The organism is Micromonospora sp. NBC_01655, from assembly GCF_026339755.1.
Classification (GTDB): Bacteria; Actinomycetota; Actinomycetes; order Mycobacteriales; family Micromonosporaceae; genus Micromonospora.
This window is the reverse complement of record NZ_JAPEQF010000001.1, coordinates 1018035-1043867: the sequence shown is the minus strand read 5'-3', so window position 1 is coordinate 1043867 and position 25833 is coordinate 1018035. Positions and strand designations below refer to the sequence as shown.

Here is a 25833-nt window from a genome sequence, read left to right as displayed (position 1 = left end):
GAACTGATGCCGGTCCGCTGGCGGGACGCGATGAACCGGGCGCTGTACGGGCCCGGGGGGTTCTTCGTCTCCGGGCCCGGCCCGGCGGGCCACTTCCGGACCAGCGTGCACGCGTCCCCGGCGTTCGCGTCGGCGATCTTCCGGCTCGTCTCGCGGCTCGACCGCCACCTCGGGTTCCCCACCCCGTTCGACGTGGTGGACGTGGGCGCCGGACATGGCGAGTTGCTGCTCGCCCTGGCGGGGCTCGCCGGGTCCGAGGCGTCGGAGGCCGGTGACGAGGCCGCCGGGTGCGCGGTGGTGGGCTCCGGGGAGCCCGCCCCGGCCGCCGCCCGCCCGTCGCCCGCCCGGCGACCACCGGTCCCGCTGGCCCGTCGGGTACGCCTCACCGCCGTCGAGCGGGCGCCCCGCCCCGACGGCCTTCCGGCGGAGATCGACTGGGTGGACGAGATCCCGGACCGGATCACCGGCCTGCTGGTGGCCACCGAGTGGCTCGACAACGTTCCGCTGGACCTGGCCGTGCCCACCGACACCGGCTGGCGCTACCTCCTGGTGGACCCCACCACGGGCGGGGAAACACCCGGTGCCCCCCTGACCCCCGAGGACGCGGCCTGGGTAACGCACTGGTGGCCCACCCCGCCCCCGAATTCGTCGATCAAGGGGTTCACGTCCGAACCCGGGCCCTTCTCGGACGCAAACCTCTTGATCGACAGGATCGAGGGGCGGGTGGAGATCGGCCGGTCCCGCGATGAGGCGTGGGCCGGGGCCGTGCGCCGCGTCGACCGAGGGCTGGCGCTGGCCGTGGACTACGGGCACCTGCGCGGGTCCCGGCCGGTGGGCGGGACGCTGACCGGGTACCGGGGCGGCCGGCAGGTGCCGCCCGTGCCCGACGGGTCCTGCGACGTCACGGCGCACGTGGCGATGGACTCGGCCGGCACGGCCGGGGCGGCGGCGGGCGGCGGGGCGTACACGCTGGTGAGTCAGCGGGAGGCGCTGCGGGCGCTCGGGGCCGACGGCGGGCGACCGCCGCTGAGCCTGGCCGCCAGCGACCCGGCCGGGTACGTACGGGCGCTCGCCGCCGCCTCGGCGGTTACCGAGCTGACCGACCCGGCCGGGCTCGGCGGGCACCGGTGGCTGCTCCAGCCGGTCGGCGTCACCGTCGATCCACTCATGGCACGATGACGGGCATGACCACGGACACCGGTGACCTGCGCGAGCTGACCGTCGGCACCGGGGCCGGCGGGGAACAGCTCGGCACCGACATGGTGCTCAACATCGGCCCGCAGCACCCGTCCACGCACGGGGTGCTGCGGCTGAAGCTAGTCCTCGACGGGGAACGGGTGGTCGCCGCCGAACCGATCGTCGGATACATGCACCGGGGCGCCGAGAAGCTGTTCGAGGTGCGCGACTACCGGCAGATCATCGTGCTGGCCAACCGGCACGACTGGCTGTCGGCGTTCTCCAACGAGCTGGGCGTGGTGCTGGCCGTCGAGCGGCTGATGGGCATGGAGGTGCCCGAGCGGGCCACCTGGCTGCGGATGGCGCTGGCCGAGCTGAACCGGGTGCTCAACCACCTGATGTTCCTCGGCTCGTACCCACTGGAGATCGGCGCGATCACCCCGGTCTTCTACGCGTTCCGGGAACGGGAGACCATCCAGGCGGTGATGGAGGAGGTCTCCGGCGGCCGGATCCACTACATGTTCAACCGGGTCGGCGGGCTGAAGGAGGAGGTCCCCGCCGGCTGGACCGGCCGGGCCCGGGCGGCGATCGGCGAGGTGTGCCGCCGGATGCCGGACCTGGACAACCTGATCCGGCGCAACGAGATCTTCCTGGCCCGAACGGTCGGGGTGGGCGTGCTGTCGGCCGCCGACGCCGCCGGGTTCGGCGCGTCCGGGCCGGTCGCCCGGGCCTCCGGGCTGGACCTGGACCTGCGCCGCGACGAGCCGTACCTGGCGTACGACCAGCTCGACGTGCCGGTGGTCACCAAGACCGCCGGGGACTGCCACGCCCGGTTCGAGGTGCTGCTCGACCAGGTGTACGCCTCACTCGACCTCGCCGAGCAGTGCCTGGACCGGGTGGACCGGCTCACCGGGCCGGTGAACACCCGGCTGCCGAAGGTGGTGAAGGCCCCGGAGGGGCACACCTACGCGTGGACGGAGAACCCGCTCGGCATCAACGGCTACTACCTGGTGTCGAGGGGCGAGAAGACGCCCTGGCGGCTCAAGCTGCGCACCGCGTCGTACGCGAACGTGCAGGCGCTGGCCACGCTGCTGCCCGGCTGCCTGGTGCCGGACCTGATCGCCATCCTCGGCTCGATGTTCTTCGTGGTGGGCGACATCGACAAGTAGCCGGGGCCGGTCCCGCGCCGGTCGGTCGGTGGTCAGGGCCAGCGGTCCGCCGGGCGGGCGCCGCCGTCCCGGGGCGGGTCGTCCCGGGGCGGGTAGCCGTATCGCCCGTCGGCACGCTGGTGCCCGCTGGGCCGGTCCGGTTCCGGCCGTGGCCCGCCCGGGTCCTCGTCCCACCACCGCTCGCCCTGGTCCGTCCCGGGGCGGGGCTCGCTCCGCCGGACCGACGCCCAGCGGTCCTCGACCCGGTACCCGGTGCCGGCGGCGTCCGCGTGCGCCGTGGCCCGGCGCTCACCGAGCCGGACCTCCCGGCCGCGCTCGTCGTCGCGTACCTCCGCCCAGCGGTCCCCGGCCCGCAGCTCCGACCACTGGTCCGGTCCGGTGGGTGCCGGCCCGGACGGGTGCGGCCGGGCTCGCCCGGCGTCGGCGGACGGAACCGGCCGCGCCGGCGCGTCCCACGACCCCCGGTCGGCGTGCCGGGACCCGCCCGGCCCGTCGCGGCCGGGCCCGTCGCGGTGACCGGACCGACCGGCGTCGTCGTGCTGACCCGGACGGCCGGCGTCGGCGGGGCGGCCGGTCCCCCACGCGGCCTCGTCGCGCGGGGCCTCGTCGTGCCGGACGCCCCGGCCCGGCTCGTCCCGGGGCGCGGACCGGGCCGGTTCCTCCTCGGGACCGGGCCAGGCGGGCGCCGCACGGGCGGCGGAGCGGCCGGGCGCGTGCCGGCCGGCCGGCTGCGGCGGCCAGAAGCGGTCGTCGGGCGGTTCGGGGCGGGCGTGGGCGGACGGGTCGACGTACCCGGCCCGGCGGCCCTCCGGTTCGGGGCCGGCAGCGCCGGCCCACGGCCGCTCCTGCGGCGTGGGCGACCACCGGCCGGCGGGACCGTCGCCGTACGGGCCCATGCCCGGGTCCGGACCGTCGACGACGGTGTGCCGGGTGGTGACGTGCACGGTCTCGGTGTGCCGGACCATGCCGAGCTGGCGGGGGACGGGCTCGGCGGCGGCCGACCGGGCGTCGGGCTCGACCGGCCGGGGCGCCGGCCCGGGACCGCCGGGCTGGGCGGGCCGCTCGGCCCCGTGCCGCGGGTCCGGCCGGGGCCGGCGGACGGACGGATCGTCGTCGTGGGCCGTCCCGGGCCCCCGGACCCGCCCGGCGGGTGCGTCGTCGGTGTTCCGGGGGCGGTGCGCGTCGTCGTACGCCCCGGCGAGCGGGACCCGGGCGCGGCCCGCGCCGACCGGCTCCCCGGCGGCCGGCTCGGGGTCGGCGGCGATGCCGGCCGCTGCGGCGTCGAGCCGGCGGCGCAGCGCCGCGACCTGGTCCTGGACCCGCTGGGACGCGTCGAGCGCCTGGTTGCCGCGCTGCGCGGCGGCGACGACCTCGCCGCGCAGTTCGCGGCGCAGCTCCTCGATCTCGTCGTGGAGGTCCTCGATCTCGGCCCGGCTGCCGCCCTCCGCGCGCAGGGCGATCGAGAGGCCGATCAGCACCACGGCCGCGATGGCGAGCACGGCCGCGAACCGCAGCGGTCCGTTGCCGTCGGCGACGAGCAGGATCAGCGCCGCGACCGGGGCCAACGCCACGCCGGTCCAGAAGAGCACGGGCAGCAGGCGGGATTCACGCCTGACGGTGACGGCAACCGGGGCGGGCATGGGTGTGCAGCCTACCGAGAGTTGCGGCGGCTGGGAACGGGGCGACGCCCTGATCAGCACCGGTCGCCGGCGGCGTGGGCCGCCGGCGACCGGTCGGGTCAGCTGGCCGCGAGGGCCCCGTCGGAGGAGAAGACCAGGCCGACGCTGGCGCTTCCCGTCTTCAGCGCGTTCTTGGTCTGCGGGCCGCCCGCGTCCAGCGAGCTGAACGCCCCGGCCTTGAAGTCGTAGACCTCGACCAGCCCGGCCTGGCACTTCGGGCGCTGCGGGCACTCCGGCGGGCCGGCCAGCACCGTGGCACTGCCGGAGCACTTGGCGGCCAGCTCCGAGAGGGTGCTCACCCCGTACTTGTCGGCGAATGCCTTGGTGACGGCGAACGCGTTCTGGTCCTGCGCGGCGGACGGCGCGCCGAAGGTGATGCCGGCCTTGTCGCCGCTGGCCTTCAAAGCGGCCACCGTCTTCTCCAGCTCCGGCGAGGAGACCGGCTGGGCGTCCTTGCCGTTGGCCTTGGTGTTCAGGAACTCGGCCATGGTCGCCGCGTACTCCGGGACCACCTGGATCTCGCCCTTCTCCAGGGCCGGCTCGTAGAGCTCCCGGTTGCCGATCTGCTGCACCTTCACCTGGTAGCCGGCGGCGGTGAGGGTGATCCGGTACAGCTCGGCGAGGGTCCGGCTCTCGCTGAAGTTGCCGGCGCCGACCACGATCGTGCCGCCCGGGCCCTTCTCCACGCCCTGGGTGAGGGTGTTGGCGGTGGCGAACTCCTCGGCGGCGTTCTTCGGGGTCTTGCGGTCGACGTCGACCGCCTTGTTGAGCCCGATCAGCTTCGGGGTGTCCAGCGCCGCGGAGACCTTGTCCAGCGCCGCGATCAGCGGTGGCGTGGCCACCTTGGCGTTGACGGCCGGCAGGATGTTGTCGGTGTTCTGGAGCTTCTTGTCGTCGGCCAGGACGACCAGTTGGTCACCGGCCACCGGGGCGCAACCGGCCCCGGACGCGCCCTGTTGGGGAGCGTCGGTGCCGGAGGACCCGGCGTCCCCGCAGCCGGTGAGGAACCCGGCCGCGGTCAGGGCGCCGACTGCGCCGATGGCCAGGCGTGTACGTGCGCGCATCAAGCCCGCCTTCCGTGTCCCGGCGCGGCCCCTCCGGGCCGGCCGCGTGTCCGACGGACGAACCCTCTTGTGATCGCCCGCGATCTCTCACCCAACATGCTGCCGGCCGACACCGACAACCTGAGGCGAGCTTTGTCACCGGATCGTCACCCGAGGCGTACGACAGGAACGGCCGGCTTCCGGCGGTCCCGTCAGGTGCCGGCGACGGCGTCCGCGGCGCGGCGGTTGGCCCGGCGCCGGGCCGGGCGCAGCGGGCGCGGGGTCACCACCCGCTCGACCAGGGCCAACGCCAGTTCGACCAGCACCGCCAGCCCGGCCACCAACAGCCCGCCGGCGATGATCTGCCCGCCCCCGGCGGCGATGTCCAGGCCGAAACCGGCCCGGATGATCTGGCCGAGCCCGCCGCCGTTGACGAACGACGCCAGCGCGGCCGTCGCCACCACCTGCACCGTCGCGGTCCGGAAGCCGGCCGCCAGGTACGGCACCGCCAGCGGCAGTTCCACCCGGCGCAGCACCTGCCCGCCGGACAGTCCCATCCCGCGCGCCGCGTCCCGCGCCTCCGGGTCGGCCTGGCGCACCCCGGTGTACGCGTTGGCCAGCAGCGGCGGCACCGCGAAGACGGCCAGCGCGACCACCACCGACGACCGGCCGAACCCGAGGAAGGTCAGCGGCAGGATCGTCAGCAGGGCCAGGGTGGGGATCGCCAGGGTGACGTTGGAGACCAGCAGGACCAGTCCGCCGCCCCGGCCGGAGTGCCCGAGCCAGAGCCCGACGGGCCAGGCCACCAGGCAGCCCAGCAGCACGGCCGCCGCCGACATGCTCAGGTGCTCGCCGAGCCGGTCCAGGACACCGCCCGGGTTCGTCCAGTTCAGCGGGTCGTTGAGCCAGAGCACCGCCTGGCCGACCGGATTGCTCACCGGGTTCCCCTCCCGCGGTCGCTCGTCGGCCCCGCGCCGGAGCCGGTCGCCGGGCCCGTCCCGGGGGCGTTCACCGGGCCCCGCCGCGCAGCCACGGGGTGATCGCCCGGCCGACCCCTGCCAGGATCAGGTCCAGCACCAGGGCCAACAGGACGCAGAGCAGCGTGCCGGTCATGATCTCGGCCTTGTAGAAGTTGTTCTGAAAGCCGGCGAAGATGAGCTGCCCGAGGCCGCCCCGGCCGACCACCACCCCGACGGTCACCAGCGCCACGGTCGACACGGTGGCCAGCCGCAGCCCGGTGAGGATGCCGGGCAGGGCCAGCGGCAGCTCGATCCGCAGCAGCCGCCCCCACCGGCCGTAGCCCATCCCCTCGGCGGCCTCGCGGACCTCGGGTGGCACCTGGCCCAGCCCGGCGACCGCGTTGCGGACGATGACCAGCAACGCGTAGAGCACCACCACGCTGAGCACGGTGATCGCCCCGATCCCCAGGTACGGCGCGAGGAACGCGAACAGCGCCAGGGACGGGATCGTGTAGAGCACGCCGGTGAATGCGAGAATCGGCCCGGCGAGCGAGCGGAACCAGTGGGCCGCCACGGCGAGCGGAAGGGCCACCAGCGCGGCGATCAGCACCGCCCGCGCGGTCAGCGAGGCGTGGTCGCGCAGCGCGGCGAGGATCGTGTCAGAGTTGTCCCGCACGTACTGCCAGGAGAACCACGGGTTACCCGGGTCGGCCCGGTAGCTCAGGCGGAAGGACATGCGTGGACGTTACCCCGGGAACCACCGGTGACGCCGGCCAGAGTGCCGCGTCGATCGCCCTGGAGGGCATCCGTAAGCGCTACCCGGACGGCACGGAGGCGGTTCGCGAGCTGAGCCTGGAGGTCAGGACCGGCGAGCTGGTGGTGCTGATCGGCCCGTCCGGCTGCGGCAAGTCGACGGTGCTGCGAATGGTCAACCGGCTGATCGAACCGACCGGCGGCCGGATCCTGCTCGGCGACGAGGACGTGACCCGGGTCGACCCGGTCGAGCTGCGCCGCCGGATCGGGTACGTGATCCAGAACGTCGGCCTGTTCCCGCACCAGACGGTCCTGGCGAACGTCGGCACCGTTCCCCGGCTGCTCGGCTGGGCCCGGGACCGGGTGCGCCGCCGCTCGGAGGAACTGCTGGAGCTGGTCGGGCTGGACCCGGGGCGGTTCGGCCGGCGCTACCCGCACGAGCTGTCGGGCGGCCAGCGGCAGCGGGTCGGGGTGGCCCGGGCGCTGGCCGCCGACCCGGTGGTGCTGCTGATGGACGAGCCGTTCTCGGCCGTCGACCCGATCGTGCGGACCCGGTTGCAGGAGGAGTTCCTCCGGCTCCAGGCCGAGGTGCGCAAGACCATCGTGCTGGTCACCCACGACCTGGACGAGGCGGTCCGGCTCGGCGACCGGATCGCGGTGCTCTCCGAGGGCGGCCGGCTGGAGCAGTACGACACCCCGGCGGCCCTGCTCGGGGCGCCCGCCTCCCCCTTCGTCCGGGATTTCGTCGGCGCGGACCGGGGCATCCGGGCGCTCGCCGTCACCCCGGTCACCCGGGACGCGCTGGACCCGCCCCCCGCCGACCCGGCCGGGCTACCCGAGGTGGCGCTGGGTTCGTCGGCGTACGACGCGCTGGCCGCGATGCTGACCGCCGGGGCGGACCGGGTGCTGGTGACCGCCGACGGCCGGCCGGCCGGGGTGCTCACCCGGCACCGCGCACTGGGCGCGGGGCGTTGACCCGCGCTCTGGTCAGGCCCGGCCGCCCAGGCTGGCGGCGCCGATGATCCAGCCGGAGAGGAAGCCGTAGGTGGCGCCGGTACCGGCCGCTTGGAGCGCGGCGAGCAGCGACGGGTCCGGCCCGAGCAGCGTGCCGAACAGCGCGGCCAGGCCGGCGGCCAGCACGTACGCGCCCCAACCGGAGAAGAACTGGCTCACCGAGCCCTGTACCCGGGCCACCTGCGAGGCGGGCAGCAGATAGAGCAGGGCCGCCGCCAGGACCACCAGCAGGATGGCCCGCAGGTCGGTGGCGAGCACCCCCTGCCCCGGCTCGTCGGAGCCGAACCGCCAGGCCGGCCAGGCCAGCAGCCGCAGGTACCACCCGCCGGCCGAGTTGGGGTCGGTGTTGTCCTCCGCCCACCCGACGTACAACGGGCTGCCGCAGACCGCGACGAGCACCAGTGCCGCGAGGGTGCCGGTGCCGGCCGCGGTCCCGTACCTGCTGACCGCGCCGGAACGCTGGGTGGAAGCCATGGCGCGACCAGTTCCCGGCGCGCCCCGACGGGCAAACCTACGGACCATCACGGTCGCCCCGGCTAGGGCTTCATCAGGTAGTCGATGAACTTGGCCCGCAGCAGCGGCGCTGACTCCTCGTAGCCGTGCCCGGTCAGCTCCCGCCACAGCGCGGACGCCTCGTCGATGGTCGGGCCGACCGAGTTCGGCGCACCGTCCAGCGCGGCGGCCTCGTCGGCGTTGGGCAGGTGGCGCAGCACCGACCAGAAGAACGCGACGTCGCGACGCTCCCGGGCCAGCGCGAACGCCCGCTCCCGCAACTCCTCGGTGGAGAGCGCGTCCAACTCCTCGAACGTGTGCCTGCCGGTACCGGTGGAAGGTGTCTCGGTCATGCCGCCGAGCCTAACCGCCGAGATCACCGGCGGCGCGGCGGACGCGGCGCTGGCCAGGCGTCGGCAGTCACCGGGCGGGGCGCCCACCGCGCCGGGCGGGCGGGGCGTCAGCGGTCGCCGCCGTCCCAGTGCCGGGGACGGGTGTCCCAGCGGGACGCGTCCCAGGGGTCGGTGGGCGTGTCGTCGGACCGGGTGGGCAGGGCGGGCGGCCAGTCCTCGACCGGCGCCGGCCGGGGCACCGACCAGCCGGAGCTGATGGTGCCGTCGCCGCTCGGACGGGTCTCCGCGTCCGCACCCGCCGACCGGGGCCGCCCGTACGCCTCGACGAGCCGGGTGACCACCAGGCCGACGCCGAGCGCGGCCGCGCCCACCGCCCACCGGCTGACCTGCCAGCCCCGGGCCTCGGACCAGGCGAGCAGGACGGTGATCAGGCTGACCGCGAACAGGGTCCCGAAGATCCCGCCCCGCCGGCCGTACGCGCTGGTGCCGGCGAGCAGCGCGGTGCCCACGGCGAGCACCGTCCAGCCCAGTCCCTCGGTCGGGACGACCGGCCCGGTGCCGTTGCTGGCGATCAGGACGCCGGCCAGCATGGCGAGGACGGTAGACAGCACGAACGCGACCACGACGACGGCACCGGCCGCCCCGCCCCGGCGGCGGGCCGGGTCGGCCACCGCCCGGAACCGCCCGACCAGCCGGCGCACCGGGTGGATCGCCCCGAACAGGCCGCCGAGCACCGCCACTGCGGCGAAGCCGGCGAAGAGGTAGAACGCGCTGTCACGGGGGTCGTAACCGCCCTGCACGAGGACCGGCGCGGCCCGCCGTTCGATGTAGACCACCACGCCGGCCGCGCCGGCCAGGCTCGCCGCCCAGCCCGGCACGTGCAGCACGACCACGGCCAGCCCCACCAGCAGCCCGCCGACGGCGGCCACCGCCGCGGCCTGGCCCACCGCGACCTCGACCCCCTGGTCGCCCTGCTCGGCGAAGTGCAGCGCGGCGGCGACCGCGACCGGGCCGACCGCCAGGTTCACCGCCGCCGTCCGCAGGCTCAGCCCGGCGGCCAGGACGAGCAGCCCCACCGCCACCACATCGACCAGCAGGACCCGCAGGCCGTCGTCGCGCAGCGCGGCCGGGTCGTCCCGCCACAGCAGCCAGGTCAGCACGGCCAGGCCGGCGGCCAGCACCAACTCCCAGGCGACGTGCACGGCCACCCGGTCCCGCCCCGGCTCGCCGTGCGCCGGGTCGTCGAAGACGTTTTCCAACACCGTTGCGGGCACGCCCGACGAGGGCTGCACCGGGGCGTCGCGGCCCGGATCGTCGTACCCCATGACGCGTGCCCTCCCCAGGTCACGGCCGCAGGGTCCGACCCGGGCGGACCGGGGCGGCCGTTGCTCACCGGTCGCCAGGCACGGTACCTGCGCGCCGCGCCGGGCGTAACCCCCGCGCTCAGCGCTGGCCCGGGCGGCGCTCCCGGTGGTCGGCGTCGCGCTCGTCCTCCGGCCGCTCCGGCACCCGGCAGGCCCGCTCCAGCCAGAGCGCGGCGGCCACCAGCGCGAGCGAGGCGAGCAGCCCGGCCCCGGCGGCCGGGCGGTCCTCGGTGGCGGCCCGGGTGCGCTCCACGAAGAGCCACCCGGTCAGCCCGGCGTAGAAGCCGGTGAAGATCGCGCCGGCCAGGGCGGACGCCTTGGCCAGCACCACGAACCGGGCCACCAGCAGCGGGTTGACCGGCTCGCGGCCCGGCTTGCGCTCGAGCCGGCCCCGGGTGTTGACCGTCGCGTACGCCTCCAGCACCGCCAGCCCGGCCAGCGTGACCACCGGCAGCCAGGGCAGCCGGGGAATGCCGCTGTAGTAGAGGCTGCTGATCAGCAGCCAGGCCACCGCCGCGGCGGCCAGGCCGGCGACGACCAGGGTGGAGATGCGGGTGGGGCCCATCCTGGACCGGTCGGGGTCCGTCCCGCGCGGGGGCGGGGATTGCGCCTGGGTCATGCCGGCCGGCTCCACTGGCTCATGTCGACGACTCTAACGCCAGATCCGGCCGGGGGCTCAGTTCCAGGGCGTCACCGGCCACCGGTTCGGCGTTCAGCAGATCGGTCAGCCAACCGTGCCCGGGCAGCCGCCCGTACGGCTGGATGTCGATCCACGGCCGCAGCACGAACGCCCGCAGGTGGGCCCGGGGGTGCGGCAGGGTCACCTCGGGGTCGTCGCTGAGCACCGGTTCGCCCGCGTCGTCCCACACCGCGACCACGTCGACGTCCAGCGTGCGCGGCCCGAACCGGCGCTGCGGGTCGCGCTCGCGGCCGGCCCGCCGCTCGGCGGCCCGGGCCCGCGCCAGCCAGTCCTGCGGGGCTGCCGCCGGGTCCTCGACCAGCGCCACCGCGTTGAGGTACGCCGGCTGGTCCGCGTCGCCCCACGGCGGGGTCTCGTAGACGCCGGAGACCAGCAGCACCGCCTCGCCTAGGGTGTCCACGGCCGAGCGCAGGTGGGCCAGCCGGTCGCCGAGGTTGCTGCCGAGGGAGAGCAGGGCGCGGGTCACGCCGCACCCCCGTTCCCGACGGTCGGGGATCCCGGTTGCGGTCGTGGTGGTTGCCGCGTCGGCGCCGGACCGCCGCCGGGCGTGCGGGGCGGTGCTCCGGGACGGGTCCGGGTCATGGTCACCGCGACGTCGGTGAAGGCGTGCGGGACCGGGGCCTCGGGCTTGTGCACGGTCACCGTCGCCCGGAGCACCCGGGGGTCGGTCAGGCAGATCGCGAGGAGCCGGTCGGCGAGCGTCTCGATCAGGTTGACCGGCTCCCCGGTGAGCACCGCCACCAGCCGGTCGGCCAACTCGCCGTAGTGCACCGTGTCGGTCACGTCGTCGGAGCGGGCGGCCGGCGCGAGGTCCAGTTCGAGGACGGCGTCGACGACGAAGTCCTGCCCCCGCTCCCGCTCGAAGTCGTAGACGCCGTGCCGCCCGTGCGCCCGCAGGCCGGTCAGCGTGATCCGGTCGTGCTCCGTGCTCCGGTCGCTCACCGGTCCCCCTCCGGTTGGATTCCGTCGGCCCGCTCCCCGCCGGCCCGGTCGGCCACGAGGCGGGGGCGACCGGCCGCCCGCCAGACGGCCAGCGCGTCGACGGTGCCGAGCACGTCGTGCACGCGTACCCCCCAGGCGCCCGCCGCCACCGCGAGCAGGCTGGTGGCCGCGGTGGCCGCCTCCCGCCCGGCGGTCGGCCGGGGGACGCCGTCGGCGTCGGCGAGCAGCCGGCCCAGGTACGACTTGCGGCTGGCCCCGAACAGCAGCGGGAAGCCGAGCGCCAGCAGCTCGGGCAGGCGGGCGGTGAGCTGCCAGTTGTGCTCGGCGGTCTTGGCGAAACCGAGGCCCGGGTCGACGACGATCCGGTCGGCCGCCACCCCGGCGGCCAGCGCCGCGTCGACCCGCTGGGCCAGCTCGGTCCGGACGTCGGTCACCACGTCGGTGTAGTGGGCCAGGTCGCGCATCCCCCGGGAGTGCCCCCGCCAGTGCATCAGCACCCAGGGACAGCCGGCGTCGCGGACCACCCGCGCCATGTCGGGGTCGGCCAGGCCGCCGGAGACGTCGTTGACCACCAGGGCCCCCGCCGAGAGCGCCGCCTCGGCGACCCGGGCCCGGCTGGTGTCGATGCTGACCGGGACGCCGGCGACGGCGAGCTGTCGGATCACCGGCACCACCCGGGCCGCCTCGGTCCCGGCGTCCACCCGATCGGCACCGGGGCGGGTCGACTCGCCCCCGACGTCCACCAGGTGCGCACCGTCCGCCGCGAGTCGCACACCGTGTGCGACGGCGGCGTCGAGATCGGCGTATCGGCCGCCGTCGGAGAAGGAGTCGGGCGTGACGTTGAGGACGCCCATCACCACCGGGACCTGCGCCCGCACCAGATCGGTCACGACTGCACGGTACCGGTCGCTCCGGCGGCCCCCGGCGGCCCGGTCGACCGCGCCGGCACCGCCCCTGACGAGCGGATTGGAACAGGTGTACGATCGGGCGTCCGGGTCGTTCCGGGTCGACTCTTCGCGGCTTGTCGCAAAGGGGGGCGGCCCGTACCCTTTGGAATTGCCCAGCAGCGAGACGGCGAAGCCTGGAGGGAGGGCCAAAGCGGGAAAAATCCCCCCAAAGCTCACCACCCTCCGTGGTGGGCAAAGGACGCAGGGTCGCCGACGCTGCGCCGAGTGAGCACCATCCCGCCAGGCTTGCCTACTGCACCGCCGCGGCTCCGCCGGCCGCGACATGGGGAGGTTCCAGTGATCGCCACCGAGCTCATGGAGACGACGTCGTCCGCCGTCAGCCACGTGCTCCACACCCTGGCGTCGACTCCACTCGCCGAGCCGGCGCCCAAGGGCATCGACACCAACAACATCGTCACCTTCTTCGCCAGCAAGATCGCTCCGATCCTGCTGGCCGTGCTCGGCGTCATCTTCATCGGCCGGGCCAGCCGCGGCGAGATCTCCAAGGTGCTGACCAGTTCCGCCATCGCGATCGTCGGGCTGGCCTTCATCGCCGGGGCGGCAACACTCTTCTTCGTCGGTGACTACCTGATCGACCTGATCTTCGAATAGGCGCGGGCAGATGCGGCTGCGCACCGACGACGACATCTACCGGGCCCGCCTGGTCTACCTCGGGCCGCCCGGCTACACCCTGCCCGTCCACCTGCCGTACGCCCAGTACGGCCTGTTCATGCTGCTCGTACCCCTCTACATGTTCATCCACTGGCTGTTCACGCTGCGGGTCGAACTCTTCCCGGCCTGGGAGATCGCCCTCGCCATCGTGAGCACCTCGTTCATCTTCCGGTACGTCGACCCCGACCGGCCCGCGCGCATGGTGATCCGCACCGCGCTGACCGACTGGCGACGTACCCGGGAACCGGCCGTCGAGCAGCGCGACCCGCGCATGGTGGCGAGCCGGATCAGGATCCGGGAGGAACTGGCATGACCGGGCGTACGCCGATCGGGCGGTCGCAGCACGCGGGTGAGGCGGTGGCATGAGCCACCCTTCCACGCCGGGTTCCCCGGCAGGACGTCACACCGCTCCACACGGTAACCGTGCGCGCTCGTTCAACTACCCGTTGGACGAGGAGCTGGACGAGGTCGCCCTCGACCCGGCGCTCGCCACCACGCCCGGTCACGGCCGGGTCGGGGTCTTCCAGGCGCCGCGTCCCGCCCCGGGGCGCCCGGTCGCGCCGGAGCCGCCCGCGCCGATGGTCGCCGACAACGCCGACATCGACTCGCCGTTCCTCGACCTGTTCGGCGGCGCACTCTCGGGATCGGCCCGGCCCGCGCTGCCCGCGCCGGCCCGACCGACCGGCCGGGACCTCCCCGCGATCCCCCACCAACAGCCGGTCGCCGGGCCGCCGCCCGCCCGCCCGGAGGTGCAGCCGGCCCCCGTCGAGCGGTCTCCCTCGCCCGTCGAGCGCGCCCCCGCACCGGCCCCGGCCCCGCAGAACCGGGCCCGGGTCCCCCAGCAGCCGGTGGACCGGCTCCCGGCGGTCCGTCCCGCCGCAGAGCCCGACCTGCCGCCGCCCCCGGCCGCCCGGGTCGCCGACCCCGACGACGAGACGTACGGCTGGCGCGACGTCGCGCCGCCCGCCCCCCGGGAGCCCGAGCGGCCCCCGCACCGGGTCCCCGAACCACACCGGGCCGAGCCGCACCGGGAACCGGAGCGGGCGACCCGCCGCGGGCCCGAGCCGGCACCGGCCGACCGGGAGGCCGTGCCGCCCCGCCAGCGCGCGGTCGACCGGCGCGGCAAGCCGGCCCGGCCCGAGAAGGCCGGGAAGGCCGCGAAACCGGCCAAGCAGGCCAAGCCGGTCCGGCCACCGAAGATCAAGTTCGGGGACCGGGACCCGTCGGTCGAGCTGGCCATCACCGAGATCGCCGGCCACCTGACCTTCACCCCCAACACCGTCACCGCCTGGTACTGGCTGCCCGAGGTGCGGTGGGCGTTCCGGCCGGACGCCGAGCGGGAGGCGCTGCTCGCCGCGATCTCCGAGCAGTACGCCGGGCTCGCCGGCTTCCGGCTGCACCTGCGCCGCACCACCCGGCCCTTCCCGGCCGACGAGTGGGCCCGCACCATCGACGCGCACACCTCGGCCCCGCTGCCCGACGTGCCGGGCACCGCCGGCTGGGGCGACCACCTGGTGGCGGCCCAGCGGCACCTGCTCTCGGTCAACCACGCCGAGGGGCAGACGTACCTCGGCGTCACCTTCGCCCGGCGCTCGCTCGGCGACTCGCTCACCGAGCGGCTGCTGCGCACGTTCGGCCGGGGCGTCGCCGAGGGCGAGCGCCGCAAGCTCGGCCGCACCGTCGAACAGTTCGACGAGGTGCTGGGCGCGTTCGGCATGCGCGGGCGGCGGGTGACCGCGCAGGAGCTGGAGTGGCTGCTCTACCGCTCGGTCGCGCTGTGCATGGCCCCGCCCGGCACCCTCTCCCCGATCACCAACGGCCGGTGGGAGCGCGGAGACCTGCTCGCCCTCACCGAGCAGGTCGAGCGGTACCGCACGCCGTACGGGTCGACGGTGAAGCTGGTCAACCGGATGACCGGCGAGGAGCGGCACGTGGCCGTGCTGGCGGTCGGCCGGATGGAGCCGCTGGAGATCCCCGAGCGGCACGAGCCCTGGCTGCACTTCCACGAGCGGCTGCCCTGGCCGATGGAGATCTCCACCCGGGTCGACATCCTCGGCTCCGGTGACTCGTTCCGCAACCTCGAGCACCGGCTGCGGATGATCCGCTCCCAGCAACTCGACTACGCCGAGCACGGCATCGACGCCCCGCCCGAGCTGGAGCGGCTGGCCAAGCGGGCGCTGGTGATCGGCGACGAGATGACCACCGGACTGCCGGTCGACTCGGCCCGGGCGCACGGCTGGCACCGGATCGCCGTCGGCGGGCGGACCCGGGAGGAGTGCCTGGAGCGGGCCCGCCGGCTGATCCAGCTCTACTCCCGGGAGCTGCGCGTCTCCCTGCAACACCCGAAGAACCAGGACTGGCTGGCCCGGGAGTTCATCCCCGGCGAGCCCATTGCCAACACCGGCTACGTCCGCCGGATGCCGGTCAACCTGCTGGCCGCCGCGCTGCCACAGGCCGCCTCGACGGTGGGCGACCGGCGGGGCGACCTGATCGGGCGGACCGCCGGCACCTGCCGCCGGCCGGTCTTCCTCGACCTGCACTTCCCGATGGAGGTGCGGGAACGCTCCGGGCTCGCGGTCTTCGTCGCCGAGCCGGGGGGTGGCAAGTCGACCCTGCTCGGTGCGCTGGGCTACCTCGCCGCCCGGCGCGGGGTGCAGGTGACCCTGCTCGACCCGTCCGGGCCGCTGGCCCGACTGTGCAACATGCCGGAGCTGCGGCCGTACTCGCGGGTGCTCAACCTCACCGGTTCCGAGCAGGGGACGCTGGCACCGTACGCGCTCATCCCGACGCCGCTGCGCAGCGAGTTCACCGCCGGCGCGACCGGCGACCGGGAGTTCGAGATCGCGATCTCCAACGCCCGCGCCGAGCGGCGCATGCTGGTGCAGGACATCTGCATGATGCTGGTGCCGCCGCAGGTGGCCCGGGAGGCCTCCACCGCCACCCTGTTCCGGCACGCCGTGCGCCAGGTGCCGGCCGAGGAGACGTCCACCCTGGACGACGTGGTCGCCTGCCTGGGTCAGCTCGACGACGACGCCGGCAAGGAACTGGCCAACCTGCTGCTGGACACGGCCGAGATGCCGCTGGCCATGCTCTTCTTCGGCCGCCCGCCGGAGGGGCTGCTCGGCGCCGACGCGGCCCTCACCGTGATCACCATGGCCGGGCTGCGGCTCCCCGACCTCAAGATCGAACGGGAGTACTGGTCTGCCGAGGAGGCCCTCGCGCTGCCCATGCTGCACACCGCCCACCGACTGGCGGTGCGCCGCTGCTACGGCGGTTCGATGTCGTCCCGGAAGCTGGTCGGCCTAGACGAGGCGCACTTCATGGAGGGTTGGCGCTCCGGCCGGTCCTTCCTGGTCCGACTCGCCCGCGACTCCCGCAAGTGGAACCTCTCCGCCCTGGTCGCCTCGCAGAACCCTCGGGACATCCTCGGCCTCGACGTGCAGAACCTGGTCTCCACCGTCTTCGTCGGCCGGATCGCCGAGGACACCGAGATCGCCTCCGAGGCGCTGCGGCTGCTCCGCGTCCCGGTCAACGACGGGTACGAGGCGACACTGGCCTCGCTGTCGACCGCGGACGCCACCTCGGCCGCCCGGCTCGGCTTCCGCGAGTTCGTCATGCGCGACGTCGACGGGCGGGTGCAGAAGGTCCGGGTGGACGTGTCGTACGTCGACGGGCTGCTGGACCACCTGGACACCACCCCCGCCGCGGTCGCCGCGGCAGCCGGGCAGCTGCCGACCAATCTCCCGGACCTGGAGGCGTGACATGGCGAGGGTGCGGGCCCGGATAGCGGCGTTCCTGCTCGCGCTCGGCGTACTCGCCGGGGCCACCGTCGCCTGGCCGGTGGTGGGTGGCGGCCCGGCGTACGCCGCCCCGCCGACGGCCCAGGCCCGGGCGGATCTGTGCACCACCCAGGAGTGGCAGGCCAACTTCCGCGCCTGCGTCGGCAAGCTGACCGAGGTCAGCAAGGACCAGGTCAAGTGCCGCAACGCCCCGGTCCCCGCAGCGCCCGACTCCGGGCTCGCCGGCTGGTTCGCCGCCCGTCCGGACTCCGCCAAGCTGCCCGGCCCCAAGGGCCTCTACAGCGACTACGGGTACGCGGGGTACAGCTACCCGACGTACGACATCCCGGGCGGCTGCGCGTCCTCGGTCATCCACCCGGACTACAAGTTCACCACCACGGTGGCGAACGGCGAGTTCATGATCGCCACCGCCATCATCGGGGGCTCGAACGCGCTGCGGGAGCGGGCCTGGGACCCACGGTCGATGTGGGGTTGGGCCGACCCGCTGGTCGAGCAGGCCACCAAGGCCGTCTACCAGAAGGTGTTCAGCGTCTTCGGCATCGTCACGCTGTGCGTGGTGGGCCTCTACCTGCTCTGGCGTTCCCGCCAGTCGGACATGAGCAACGCCATGACCACCGCGGGCTGGGCCCTGCTGGTGATGGTGGCGGTGACGGCTCTGGCCGCCTGGCCGGTCAAGTCGGCGAACATCGCCGACGGCACACTCGTCACCACCCTCGGCGTCGTCCACGACGCGGTCGGACCTGCGACCAGAGACATTCCTGCGGACAAATGCGCTCTGCCGAATCCTGATGCCTGCATCGACAAGCGCCCCCCTGCGGTCCGGGCCAGCGACACCGCCACCGAATCGATGCTCTACCGGAACTGGCTGCGCGGTGTGCTCGGCTCGGCTGACAGCGAGACGGCCAAGAAGTACGGCCCGGCGCTCTACGACGCGAAGTCGATCTCCTGGGAGGAGGCGGAGAAGCTCCGGGCAAACCCGAAGACGCGTGAGGCGACCATCGACGCCAAGCAGCAGCAGTGGGCGCGGGTCGCGCAGCAGATCAGGGACGAGGACCCGGAGGCGTACGAGTACCTCCAAGGCGTCCGGGACATGGACCGGGTCGGTTCCGGCTTCATCGCCGTGCTCGCCGCGCTGCTCTTCGCGATGTTCGACCTCACCGCCTCGCTGCTGGTCCTGCTGGGCTTCCTCATCTTCCGATGGGCGGTGATCGCAGCCCCGATCCTGGGCACCGTCGGCCTGATGCGTCCGGCCAGCGCCGGGCTGCGGCGGCTGGCCAACGCCGTCGTCGCCGCGGTGTTCAACATCGCCATCTTCGGCACCGGGGCCGCCATCTACCTCTTCGCCGTGGACCTGATCATGAGCACCGCCACCCTGCCCGGCTGGCTTCAGGTGGTACTGGTCTGGCTCTGCGGGGTGGTCGGCTGGCTGTTGCTGCGCCCGTACCGGCGGATCACCCAGCTCGGTGGCAAGGACAGCAGCGAGGCGGTCAGCTCGGCCGGCTCCTGGCACCGGCGGTTCTTCCGGGACATGCGTACCGCTGCTCGACTGGACGTGGCGGAGCCGGGTGGCACTACCGAGCCGGCCCTGGCGCGCCGCCGAGGCGTGGGGCTGCAGCCAAGCACCCTCCGGCCGGAGGCCCGGCACGAGGACCCGAGCCAGGCCACGGTCGCCACTGGCACCAGCATCGGCATCGGCAAGGCCACCGAGCCGCAGCGACCGGACGGCCGCGATCACCCTGACGAGGCCACCTCGCCCGAGCAGCGGGGCACCGCGCGTCCCGCCGCGCCCCGGCCTCGGAGGAGCCAGCCGGCGACCTGGACCGAGCCGGACGTCCCCGAGGAGAACCCGTCCTTCGTCATCTACCGTCCCGGTGCCACCGAGCCGGCGACACCGCGGCCCACCGCGCCGCGGATCCGCACCGAGGCGCGGTGAGGGTGGTGCGACGGGCGATCGAGTTTCTGTTCACGAGGGCGCTGCGGTCCCGGCTGGGCATCGCGTTGGCCATCGGCGTCCTCGTGGTCGGCGTGCTCGGAGCCGCCCAGCTGTTCTCCGGTTCAGCCGGCCCGACGACGGGGCTGAGCAACCGACCGAGTGAGCCCATCACCACCGTCGACCCGACCGCCGGTGACGACGGCGTGGTCGGGAGCACCACGCACCCGTCACCGGTGACCCGTCCCGGAACACCAACGCCTGAGCAGATCGCGGACAGGTTCACCGCCGCCTGGCTCGGTGGTCGCGGCGGCGGCGCCGACGATTGGCATGCCGCCCTGCGCCCGCTCTCCACGCCGGAACTGACCGAGGAACTCGCCGGGGCCGACCCGGCGGGGGTCCCGGCGGAACGAACGACCGGGGAGTCGAGCCTCCGGCCCCGGACGGAGAGCTTCGTCGAAGTGCTGGTGCCACTCGACACGGGGCGGCTGCGGCTGGAACTCGTGGCCCCGGACGGGCAGTGGCTGGTCGACGCCGTGGACTGGGAGCGGACATGAGCGATCACATCGAAGGCGGAACCCCGCGCCGCCGGCAGCTGCGCGTCGGCGCCCTGGCCGCCGCGCTGACCGCAGCCCTCACGCTGCTCTGCTGCACCGGCGGCTCGGCGGCGTTCTTCCTTACCGAGCTGAGCGGGAGTGGGGACGATTCCTCGCCCGAGACCCGGTCCGGGTGCGGACGGACGCACCAGGTCAACGTATCCGGGAAGATGCCGCGGTTCGCCCAGTACGGCGACAGCCAGATCCGCAATGCCGCGGTCATCATCAAGGTCGGCTCCGACATGAAGGTCTCGCCCCGCGGTTGGGTCGTGGCGGTCGCCACCGCCATGCAGGAGTCCGGTCTGCGCAACCTTCCGCACCTCGGCAGCCGCAACGACCACGATTCGGTGGGCCTCTTCCAGCAACGCCCCAGCCAGGGCTGGGGCTCCCCCCAGCAGTTGCAGGACCCGGCCTACTCGTCGCGGAAGTTCTACGAGAAGCTGGTCAAGGTCCCGGGCTGGGAGCAGATGGCGCTCACCCGGGCCGCCCAGCGGGTACAGGTCAGCGCCTTCCCCGACGCCTACGCCAAGCACGAGGAACTGGCCAGCAAGATCGTGGACGCGCTCGCCGGAGGCGCGGCCCGCACGGTGCGGGTGGCAGAGAAGAGCATCTGCAACGCGGCCACGCGGGGCCAGATCGCCGCCTCGGGCTGGACCGCGCCGATCCCCGGTGGAGTCGGGTCCGGGTTCCGGACCGCGAGTCGCCCCAGTCACAACGGTGTGGACATCGCCGCGCCGAAGCACACCCTGATCCGTGTCGCCGCCACGGGTCGGGTCCTGATAGCCCACTGCGACCCCGACCACGGCGGCCGGCGGAGCTGCGACGTGGACGGTTGGCCAGGCAAGGGTGGATGCGGCTGGTTCGTCGACGTGCTGCACGCCGGCGGCTACATCACCCGGTACTGCCACATGATCGTCAAGCCCCGGGTCGTGCCCGGTCAACTCGTGAAGGCCGGCGAGGTGATCGGAGAGGTCGGCACCAGCGGCAACTCCTCCGGGCCACACCTGCACTTCGAGGTGCACCTCGACGGGGACCGTTCCAGCCGTGGTGCCGTCAACCCGGTGCCGTTCATGCGGGACCGGGGCGCGCCGTTGAACGGCAAGGCGTGAGGCCCCGGGACACATGACCGGGCCTTTCCCCGACCCCTTCGCCGACCAGCCCGACTGGGCTCCGCTGCCCCCCCGTCCGATCGAGATCGTGCCCGCGACCACCCGGGTCGACCTGCGCGGCCGGCGGGTCCTGATCGGACTACCGGGCCTCGGTTGGCGCGGCGACCTGCGCGCCGACGAGCGGGTGGTACAGAACAGCCGCACATACGTACCGGTCATTTCGGAGCAGGAGTGGTACCGCGCCGAGTCCGAGCAGGTCGAGGTGTTCGCCCCACTCGTGCCGGTCGAGCGGGTCTGGGTGGAGACCGTCGGGACCCGGCAGGGCGGCGGAGCGTCTCAGGGATCCGACGCCCACCTGGTGTCCCTGGACGCGCCGACCCACCGTGCCCCGACCCCTGTGTTCGAGGCTGGCGCCGTCGCCGGACGCCGGATCGTGCACGCCACGGACACCGGCGAGCAACGGGACCTACGTGCGGTGACCGAGACCTACTCGGGCACGGACGGGGACATCTGCGTTCGGGTCACTCCCGAGTTGGAATGGTACCGCTGGGCCTGGCGGGGGCAGGCCCCGACAACCCTGGAGGTCCCAGTCCACCTGCTCTGGGTCGAGTAATGAACTCAGCCAGAGAAAGCCCCGTCACACACCTTCCAGCCTTCATCGTCACGCCTGACACCGAACTGCCACGGCTGGCGATCGCTTTGTGAGATTCCGTCCACGTGGGCAGACATGATCAGATCAACGCTCACCTGAGCCGTATCGCCTTGGTTCTGGACGTCCAGTCTGCCCCAGCTCACCGAGATCGTCGTGGCGAAGCGCTTTTCTCGCGCGGCAAGGTCATCGCGTAGTGCGCGTAGCCCGTTCAGTTGGGGAGGGTTGGCGGAACATGTGAACTGTTCGGCCCTGACGTCGTTACGGTCCACCAGGAATGCGCGTAGGTAGTTGTCGACCACGACGTCGGGTGCGCTGCGGTCCGGGGTGGTGGCACGTTGGTACAGGACGAAGGCGGTCGCCACGCCACCGAGCAGGAGCAGGCCGACCACTCCGGCGACCACGGTGAGGATGGTGCGCAACCGACGCGGCGGGCGGGCCGGCGCCGGCATCCCGGACGGGGGTGCCAGTTGCTCCGGCGGGGTCCGCTGCGCCGGTACGCGGGAGACCTGGGAACCGGCGGAGGGCTGCACTGATTCCACCCCTTGAGGCTATCGGCTGGACGCCTCGTACCCAATGCCCCGGATGCCACCGATCGTGACCGGGACACGACCGACCCGGTCCGCTGCGCCCGATTGCCGGGGCACGGGGGCGTGGCCGCGCCCGGGATGAGGGACCGGTCAGCCCTCGGGCGAGGAACCGTCCCGCATCACCGGGAAGTGCCGTGCCGGTAATCACCTGGCACGTGGACGCACCGCCGGGGCGCATCCCGGAGGAGGGCGCGGACCTGGGATACGGTCACTGCGCGGGGAGGGGTTGCCAGCCTCGGGAAGAGGGGTGGACGCGGTGGTCGGTCCGAGGACACGCACCAACCGCGCCGCTGCCCTGTACCGGAGGGCGGAGGCGACGGCCGCTGCGGCGGCCGGCGTCCTGGACGAGACCCGGCCCGCGCCGGCCGACCAGCGCCGGCAGTACGAGCTGGCGGACCGACTCCGCAGCGCGGCGGCCCTGCTGGCGCCCGGCTGGGCGGGGGCACCACTGGAGGCGGTCGCCGCGGAGACGCCCTCGGGCGAGGCGCCACCGGCGTTCGTCCGGGTCGGTGCCGCCGCCCCGCTGGAGGACGCACGCTTCCCCGCGCTGGTGCCGCTGCTCGGCACCGGACACCTGGCGATCGACACCGACGCCCGTGACCCGCGGGTGGCCGGGCTGCTCCGGGCGGTCCTGCTGCGGCTGCTCGCCGCGACGCCGGCCGGCTGCCTGCTGGTCCGCGCGGTCGACGCGGTCCCCACCGCCGATGCGCCCCGTGCCGGCGACGCGCTCCGTGCCGCCGACACCCGCACCGGCGATGCGCTCCGTACCGTCGACACCCGCACCAGCGACGCGCTGCGCACCGGCGCGGACGGCGGCGCCGGACCGGCCGCAGCGCCCCCGGGCACGTTCGCGCCGTTCGCGGCGCTCGCGGACGCCGGGCTACTGCCTCCGCCGGCGGTGGACGTCGCCGGGCTGCGGGCGGTGCTCACCGAGGCGGAACAGTGGGTGGCTCCGGGCACCGGCCGACCCCGCCACCACGACCGCACGCTGCTGCTGGTCGTCGCCGCGCTACCCGAGCTGACCGGGCCGACGGACCTCGGCCGAATCGAGGCGCTGGCCGAGCAGGGCCCTGCCGCCGGGCTGCACCTCGTGGTGGCGGGCTGGCCCCCGGCCGGCCCGTACGCGACCCGCGCCCCCCTGCCGCAGGCCACCCCGCTGTCCGTGCGCAACGCGTACGCGCTGTTGGGCGACCCGCCCAGCACCTCGTTCGCCGGGCCGGGCGCGGAGCCGCCCGGGGGGCTCAACTCGCCCGTCTTCGTCGACGACGATCCGCCCCCGGAACTGGTCGATGACGTCTGCCGGCGGCTCGCCGAGGAGGTGGAGGCCGGCTCCCGGCTCAGCCTGGCCGACCTGCTGCCCGACCCGGACGAGCCACTGTGGGCGGCCAGCTCGGCGGACGGGATCGCCACCACGGTCGGGGACGCCGGCGGCCGGCCGGTCACTGTCGGCTTCACCGAGCTGACGCCCCACTGGCTGGTCAGCGGTCGATCCGCCGCAGGCCGGGCCGCCTTCCTCACCAACGTGCTGCTCGGTCTCTCCGCCCGGTACGGCCCGGACGAGCTGGTCCTGCACCTGGCGGACCTCGGCGACGGTGAGTCGTTCGCGGAGTTCCTCCAGACCGAGCGGGACCGGTCCTGGGTGCCCCAGGTCCGTACGGCGGGGATGGCCGCCGACCGGGAGTACGTCCTGGATCTCCTCGGCGAGCTGGCCGCCGAGGCCCGACGCCGGGAGGAGGCCGGGCAGCGTGCCGGCGGGCAGCGGTTCACCGCCCTGCGGGAGCACCAGTCCCTGCCCCGGGTGGTGTGCGTGATCGACAATCTCCCGCTGCTCCTCGCCGACCGGGACCGGCTGGCCGCCGAGGCGGCGGCCCGGTTGGACACCCTGGCACGAACGGGCCGGGCGTACGGCGTCCACCTGGTCCTGGCCGGGGAGGGCGACCTCGGGATCGCCGGTGGGCCGACGACCCGCGACTCGATGCTCGGGCAGTTCCCGGTGCGGGTGGCGCTGGCCGGCGGCGGCCCGGTGCTGGAGCCGAGCAACGACGCGGCCGCCGGCCTGCCGGTGGGCAGCGCGGTGGTGAACACGGCGGGCGGGCTCGGCGGGCCCCGGGGCGCGACCCGGGGGCACGAGCGGATGGTCCGGTTCCCCGATCCGCACGGGGTTCCGGAGAGCATCGCGGAGCTGCGGCACCGGCTCTGGGAGGGCCGGGCGGAGCGGTCCGCGCCCCCGGTCGTCTTCGCCGGCTGGGCGCGTCCGCTGCTGCGCAACGACCCCCGCTACCGGGCCGCCTTCGCGGGCCGGGCCCGCGGCCCGGCCGCCCTGCTCGGCCGTGCGGTGGATCTGTCCCGGTCGACGGTGGCGGTACCGATCGGCCCGGCCGCCGGCCGCAACATCGCCGTCCTGGGCCCGGGGGCGGAGGCCGCCGCGCTGCTCGCGACCGCGGCCCGCAGCGTCGCCGCGCACCACCAGCCCGGCACGGGACGGTTCATCGTGGCCACGCTCGGCGCCGATCCGGCCCGGGTGGCCGATGCGCTCGCCACCGACCTCGCCGGCCAGCACCGGGTGGACCGGGTCGGACTGCCGGGCCTGCTCGCCGCGCTGGACGTCGACGAGCCTGGCTACCTGGTGGTCTTCGGTCTCGACGGACCCGCCCCGGAGGAGTTGCCGCCGGACCGGCTGCGGACCCTGCTGCGGGAGGGCCCACCGCTCGGCCGACATCTGCTCGGCTGGTGGCGCACGGTGCCGCCGTTCACGGCGGTCGTCCAGGCCGAGGACGAGCTCGACAAGCTCGCTGCCGTCGTGGCGGTGGGTGTGCCGGGGACCCAGCTCGCGGCGGTGTTCGGCCGTCCGGTGCAGTGGCGTCCCCGCAGGGACCGGGCCGTGCTCTGGGACGGCCCGGAGGAGCGGGGCATCCTCCTGGTGCCGTTCGCCGAGCCCTCGGCGGAGGCCGCTCCCGGAACCGGGACCGGCCCTGGGGCGAACAGGACCGACTCCGAAAACGGGGCCAACGCCGCGGCCAAGGCCGGAAGCGGGGCCGACGCCGCGGCCAAGGCCGGAGGCGGGACCGACACCGCGAACGAAGCCGGAAGCGGGGCCGGGGCCGGCAACAGGGCCGACGTCGCGGCGGGGACCGGGGAGGGCGCATGAGCCTGGAGCCGACCAGCATCGCCGGTGCGGCAATTGCCGCACCGGTCAGGCAGCGGTCCGGTGCCGATCCCGCGCCGCCCCGGCCCGCCGACGCCACGACCGCCTGGACGGAGTACGTCGCCGCGGCCCGGCAGCTCGACGGGGTGCGCCGGGACGCGGCGACCGCCGCGACGGAGCAGGCCCGCGCGGTCCGGGCCGCCCGGGAGGAACTGACCACGGTACGCGAGCGGCTCGCACCGCAGCGATCCCGGCTACGGGAACTGGGCGTACCCCCGATGGTGCTGATGCCGTCGCCGCCCGAGCTGACGGAGGCGGCCCGGGGCATGGCGGGTGGGCCGTCGGCGGTGCTGACGGCGCTGCGGGCGGCCCGGGGCTGGGCGGACGCGGCGGACGGCGTGCTGGCCGCGCGCGGCCCGCTCCGCCCGGCGGCCTGGCCGCCGCGGGTCCGCAACCTGCTGGTGTACGGGCCGTTGGCGCTGGTCGTACCGCTGTTCCAGGTGGTGCTCTTCCTGGCCGCCGGCACCGGCCCGGCGAGCCTGGTCGCGCTGGTCTGCGGGGTGCCGATGCCGGCGGCGGCCTTCGTCGCCGGCTGGCTCGCTGTCGGCCGGCTGTTCGGCGGGGCGGCACCGGATCCGGCGACCGGTGGCCGGTTGGACCGGACCCCCCGGTGGGGCGCCCTGGTCTGCCTCGTCCCGGCGGTGTCGACCACGGCGGGGCTCGTGCTGGCGATGCTGGCCGGCTGATCCGT

The 25833-nt window shown here is 74.7% G+C and carries 22 protein-coding genes and 2 pseudogenes; 12 read left to right on the top strand and 12 right to left on the bottom strand.

Going from position 1 to position 25833, the window contains the following annotated elements; all coding sequences use genetic code 11:
• The first annotated feature begins 6 nt into the window (after nucleotides 1-6).
• Together OOK41_RS04985 and OOK41_RS04980 are read left to right on the top strand one after the other, a co-directional pair.
• Nucleotides 7-1179: an SAM-dependent methyltransferase gene (locus tag OOK41_RS04985; RefSeq protein WP_266263124.1), complete on the top strand. Its 1173-nt coding sequence runs from the start codon at nucleotides 7-9 to the stop codon at nucleotides 1177-1179.
• Nucleotides 1176-2345 (top strand): NADH-quinone oxidoreductase subunit D, encoded by a 1170-nt coding sequence (locus tag OOK41_RS04980; protein WP_266263123.1) that lies wholly within the window; start codon nucleotides 1176-1178, stop codon nucleotides 2343-2345. The genes OOK41_RS04985 and OOK41_RS04980 overlap by 4 nt, the downstream gene beginning before the upstream one ends.
• A gap of 32 nt (nucleotides 2346-2377) precedes the next feature.
• On the opposite strand, the gene OOK41_RS04975 is transcribed toward OOK41_RS04980, so the two are convergent.
• The 4 genes from OOK41_RS04975 to OOK41_RS04960 all read right to left on the bottom strand — a co-directional run bounded on the left by OOK41_RS04975 (nucleotide 2378) and on the right by OOK41_RS04960 (nucleotide 6762).
• Nucleotides 2378-3985 carry a hypothetical protein gene (locus OOK41_RS04975; RefSeq protein ID WP_266263122.1) on the bottom strand — a complete coding sequence of 536 codons (1608 nt, stop codon included), beginning with the start codon at nucleotides 3983-3985 and terminating at the stop codon, nucleotides 2378-2380.
• A gap of 98 nt (nucleotides 3986-4083) precedes the next feature.
• The gene (locus OOK41_RS04970; protein ID WP_266263121.1) at nucleotides 4084-5088 is read right to left on the bottom strand and encodes a glycine betaine ABC transporter substrate-binding protein; all 1005 of its coding nucleotides are present in this window, start codon (nucleotides 5086-5088) and stop codon (nucleotides 4084-4086) included.
• A gap of 191 nt (nucleotides 5089-5279) precedes the next feature.
• Nucleotides 5280-6005 carry an ABC transporter permease gene (locus OOK41_RS04965; RefSeq protein ID WP_266263120.1) on the bottom strand — a complete coding sequence of 242 codons (726 nt, stop codon included), beginning with the start codon at nucleotides 6003-6005 and terminating at the stop codon, nucleotides 5280-5282.
• A gap of 70 nt (nucleotides 6006-6075) precedes the next feature.
• On the bottom strand, nucleotides 6076-6762 hold the full coding sequence (locus tag OOK41_RS04960; RefSeq protein ID WP_266263119.1) for an ABC transporter permease: 687 nt from the start codon (nucleotides 6760-6762) through the stop codon (nucleotides 6076-6078).
• A gap of 2 nt (nucleotides 6763-6764) precedes the next feature.
• Here OOK41_RS04960 and OOK41_RS04955 point away from each other — a divergent pair, with 2 nt between their 5' ends.
• Nucleotides 6765-7754: an ABC transporter ATP-binding protein gene (locus OOK41_RS04955; protein ID WP_117664791.1), complete on the top strand. Its 990-nt coding sequence runs from the start codon at nucleotides 6765-6767 to the stop codon at nucleotides 7752-7754.
• A 12-nt stretch (nucleotides 7755-7766) separates the two neighbouring features.
• On the opposite strand, the gene OOK41_RS04950 is transcribed toward OOK41_RS04955, so the two are convergent.
• The 7 genes and pseudogenes from OOK41_RS04950 to folP form a co-directional block, all read right to left on the bottom strand.
• Nucleotides 7767-8267, bottom strand: a complete 501-nt coding sequence (locus OOK41_RS04950; protein WP_117664790.1) for a hypothetical protein — start codon at nucleotides 8265-8267, stop codon at nucleotides 7767-7769.
• Between the two features lie 62 nt (nucleotides 8268-8329).
• Nucleotides 8330-8638, bottom strand: a complete 309-nt coding sequence (locus OOK41_RS04945) for a hypothetical protein (protein WP_117664789.1) — start codon at nucleotides 8636-8638, stop codon at nucleotides 8330-8332.
• 107 nt (nucleotides 8639-8745) lie between these two features.
• A complete protein-coding gene (locus OOK41_RS04940) occupies nucleotides 8746-9963 on the bottom strand; it encodes an ABC transporter permease (protein ID WP_117664788.1) in 1218 nt (405 codons plus the stop codon).
• A 118-nt stretch (nucleotides 9964-10081) separates the two neighbouring features.
• Nucleotides 10082-10621 (bottom strand): DUF3180 domain-containing protein, encoded by a 540-nt coding sequence (locus OOK41_RS04935; RefSeq protein WP_266263118.1) that lies wholly within the window; start codon nucleotides 10619-10621, stop codon nucleotides 10082-10084.
• 19 nt (nucleotides 10622-10640) lie between these two features.
• A complete protein-coding gene (folK, locus tag OOK41_RS04930) occupies nucleotides 10641-11168 on the bottom strand; it encodes a 2-amino-4-hydroxy-6-hydroxymethyldihydropteridine diphosphokinase (RefSeq protein ID WP_266263117.1) in 528 nt (175 codons plus the stop codon).
• Nucleotides 11169-11272: 104 nt separating this feature from the next.
• Nucleotides 11273-11644 (bottom strand): annotated as a pseudogene (gene folB / locus OOK41_RS04925) (dihydroneopterin aldolase); the annotation flags it as partial.
• Nucleotides 11641-12534, bottom strand: a complete 894-nt coding sequence (gene folP / locus OOK41_RS04920; RefSeq protein WP_117664785.1) for a dihydropteroate synthase — start codon at nucleotides 12532-12534, stop codon at nucleotides 11641-11643. The pseudogene folB and the gene folP, both read right to left, overlap by 4 nt.
• A gap of 354 nt (nucleotides 12535-12888) precedes the next feature.
• Between folP and OOK41_RS04915 the strand changes: the two genes are divergently transcribed.
• From OOK41_RS04915 to OOK41_RS04885, 7 genes are read left to right on the top strand one after another with little or no spacing between them, the layout of a single operon-like run.
• Nucleotides 12889-13203, top strand: a complete 315-nt coding sequence (locus OOK41_RS04915) for a hypothetical protein (protein WP_117664784.1) — start codon at nucleotides 12889-12891, stop codon at nucleotides 13201-13203.
• A 10-nt stretch (nucleotides 13204-13213) separates the two neighbouring features.
• A complete protein-coding gene (locus tag OOK41_RS04910; RefSeq protein WP_117664783.1) occupies nucleotides 13214-13576 on the top strand; it encodes a hypothetical protein in 363 nt (120 codons plus the stop codon).
• A gap of 49 nt (nucleotides 13577-13625) precedes the next feature.
• Nucleotides 13626-17024: an ATP-binding protein gene (locus OOK41_RS04905; RefSeq protein ID WP_266263116.1), complete on the top strand. Its 3399-nt coding sequence runs from the start codon at nucleotides 13626-13628 to the stop codon at nucleotides 17022-17024.
• Nucleotide 17025: 1 nt separating this feature from the next.
• Nucleotides 17026-18996, top strand: a complete 1971-nt coding sequence (locus tag OOK41_RS04900) for an MFS transporter (RefSeq protein ID WP_266263115.1) — start codon at nucleotides 17026-17028, stop codon at nucleotides 18994-18996.
• Nucleotides 18993-19550 carry a hypothetical protein gene (locus tag OOK41_RS04895; RefSeq protein WP_266263114.1) on the top strand — a complete coding sequence of 186 codons (558 nt, stop codon included), beginning with the start codon at nucleotides 18993-18995 and terminating at the stop codon, nucleotides 19548-19550. Before OOK41_RS04900 ends, OOK41_RS04895 begins: the two co-directional genes overlap by 4 nt.
• Entirely contained in the window at nucleotides 19547-20698 is a 1152-nt protein-coding gene (locus OOK41_RS04890; protein WP_266263113.1) for a M23 family metallopeptidase, read from the top strand. Before OOK41_RS04895 ends, OOK41_RS04890 begins: the two co-directional genes overlap by 4 nt.
• Before the next feature lie 13 nt (nucleotides 20699-20711).
• Nucleotides 20712-21311 carry a hypothetical protein gene (locus OOK41_RS04885; RefSeq protein WP_266263112.1) on the top strand — a complete coding sequence of 200 codons (600 nt, stop codon included), beginning with the start codon at nucleotides 20712-20714 and terminating at the stop codon, nucleotides 21309-21311.
• A gap of 5 nt (nucleotides 21312-21316) precedes the next feature.
• Here OOK41_RS04885 and OOK41_RS04880 read toward each other — a convergent pair whose 3' ends face one another.
• The gene (locus tag OOK41_RS04880) at nucleotides 21317-21880 is read right to left on the bottom strand and encodes a hypothetical protein (protein WP_266267732.1); all 564 of its coding nucleotides are present in this window, start codon (nucleotides 21878-21880) and stop codon (nucleotides 21317-21319) included.
• 304 nt (nucleotides 21881-22184) lie between these two features.
• On the opposite strand from OOK41_RS04880, the pseudogene OOK41_RS04875 reads away from it, so the two are divergent.
• Nucleotides 22185-24869, top strand: a pseudogene (locus OOK41_RS04875) (FtsK/SpoIIIE domain-containing protein); the annotation flags it as partial.
• 212 nt (nucleotides 24870-25081) lie between these two features.
• Nucleotides 25082-25828, top strand: coding sequence for a hypothetical protein (locus OOK41_RS04870; RefSeq protein ID WP_266263111.1), 747 nt, complete (start codon nucleotides 25082-25084; stop codon nucleotides 25826-25828).
• Nucleotides 25829-25833 lie beyond the last annotated feature (5 nt).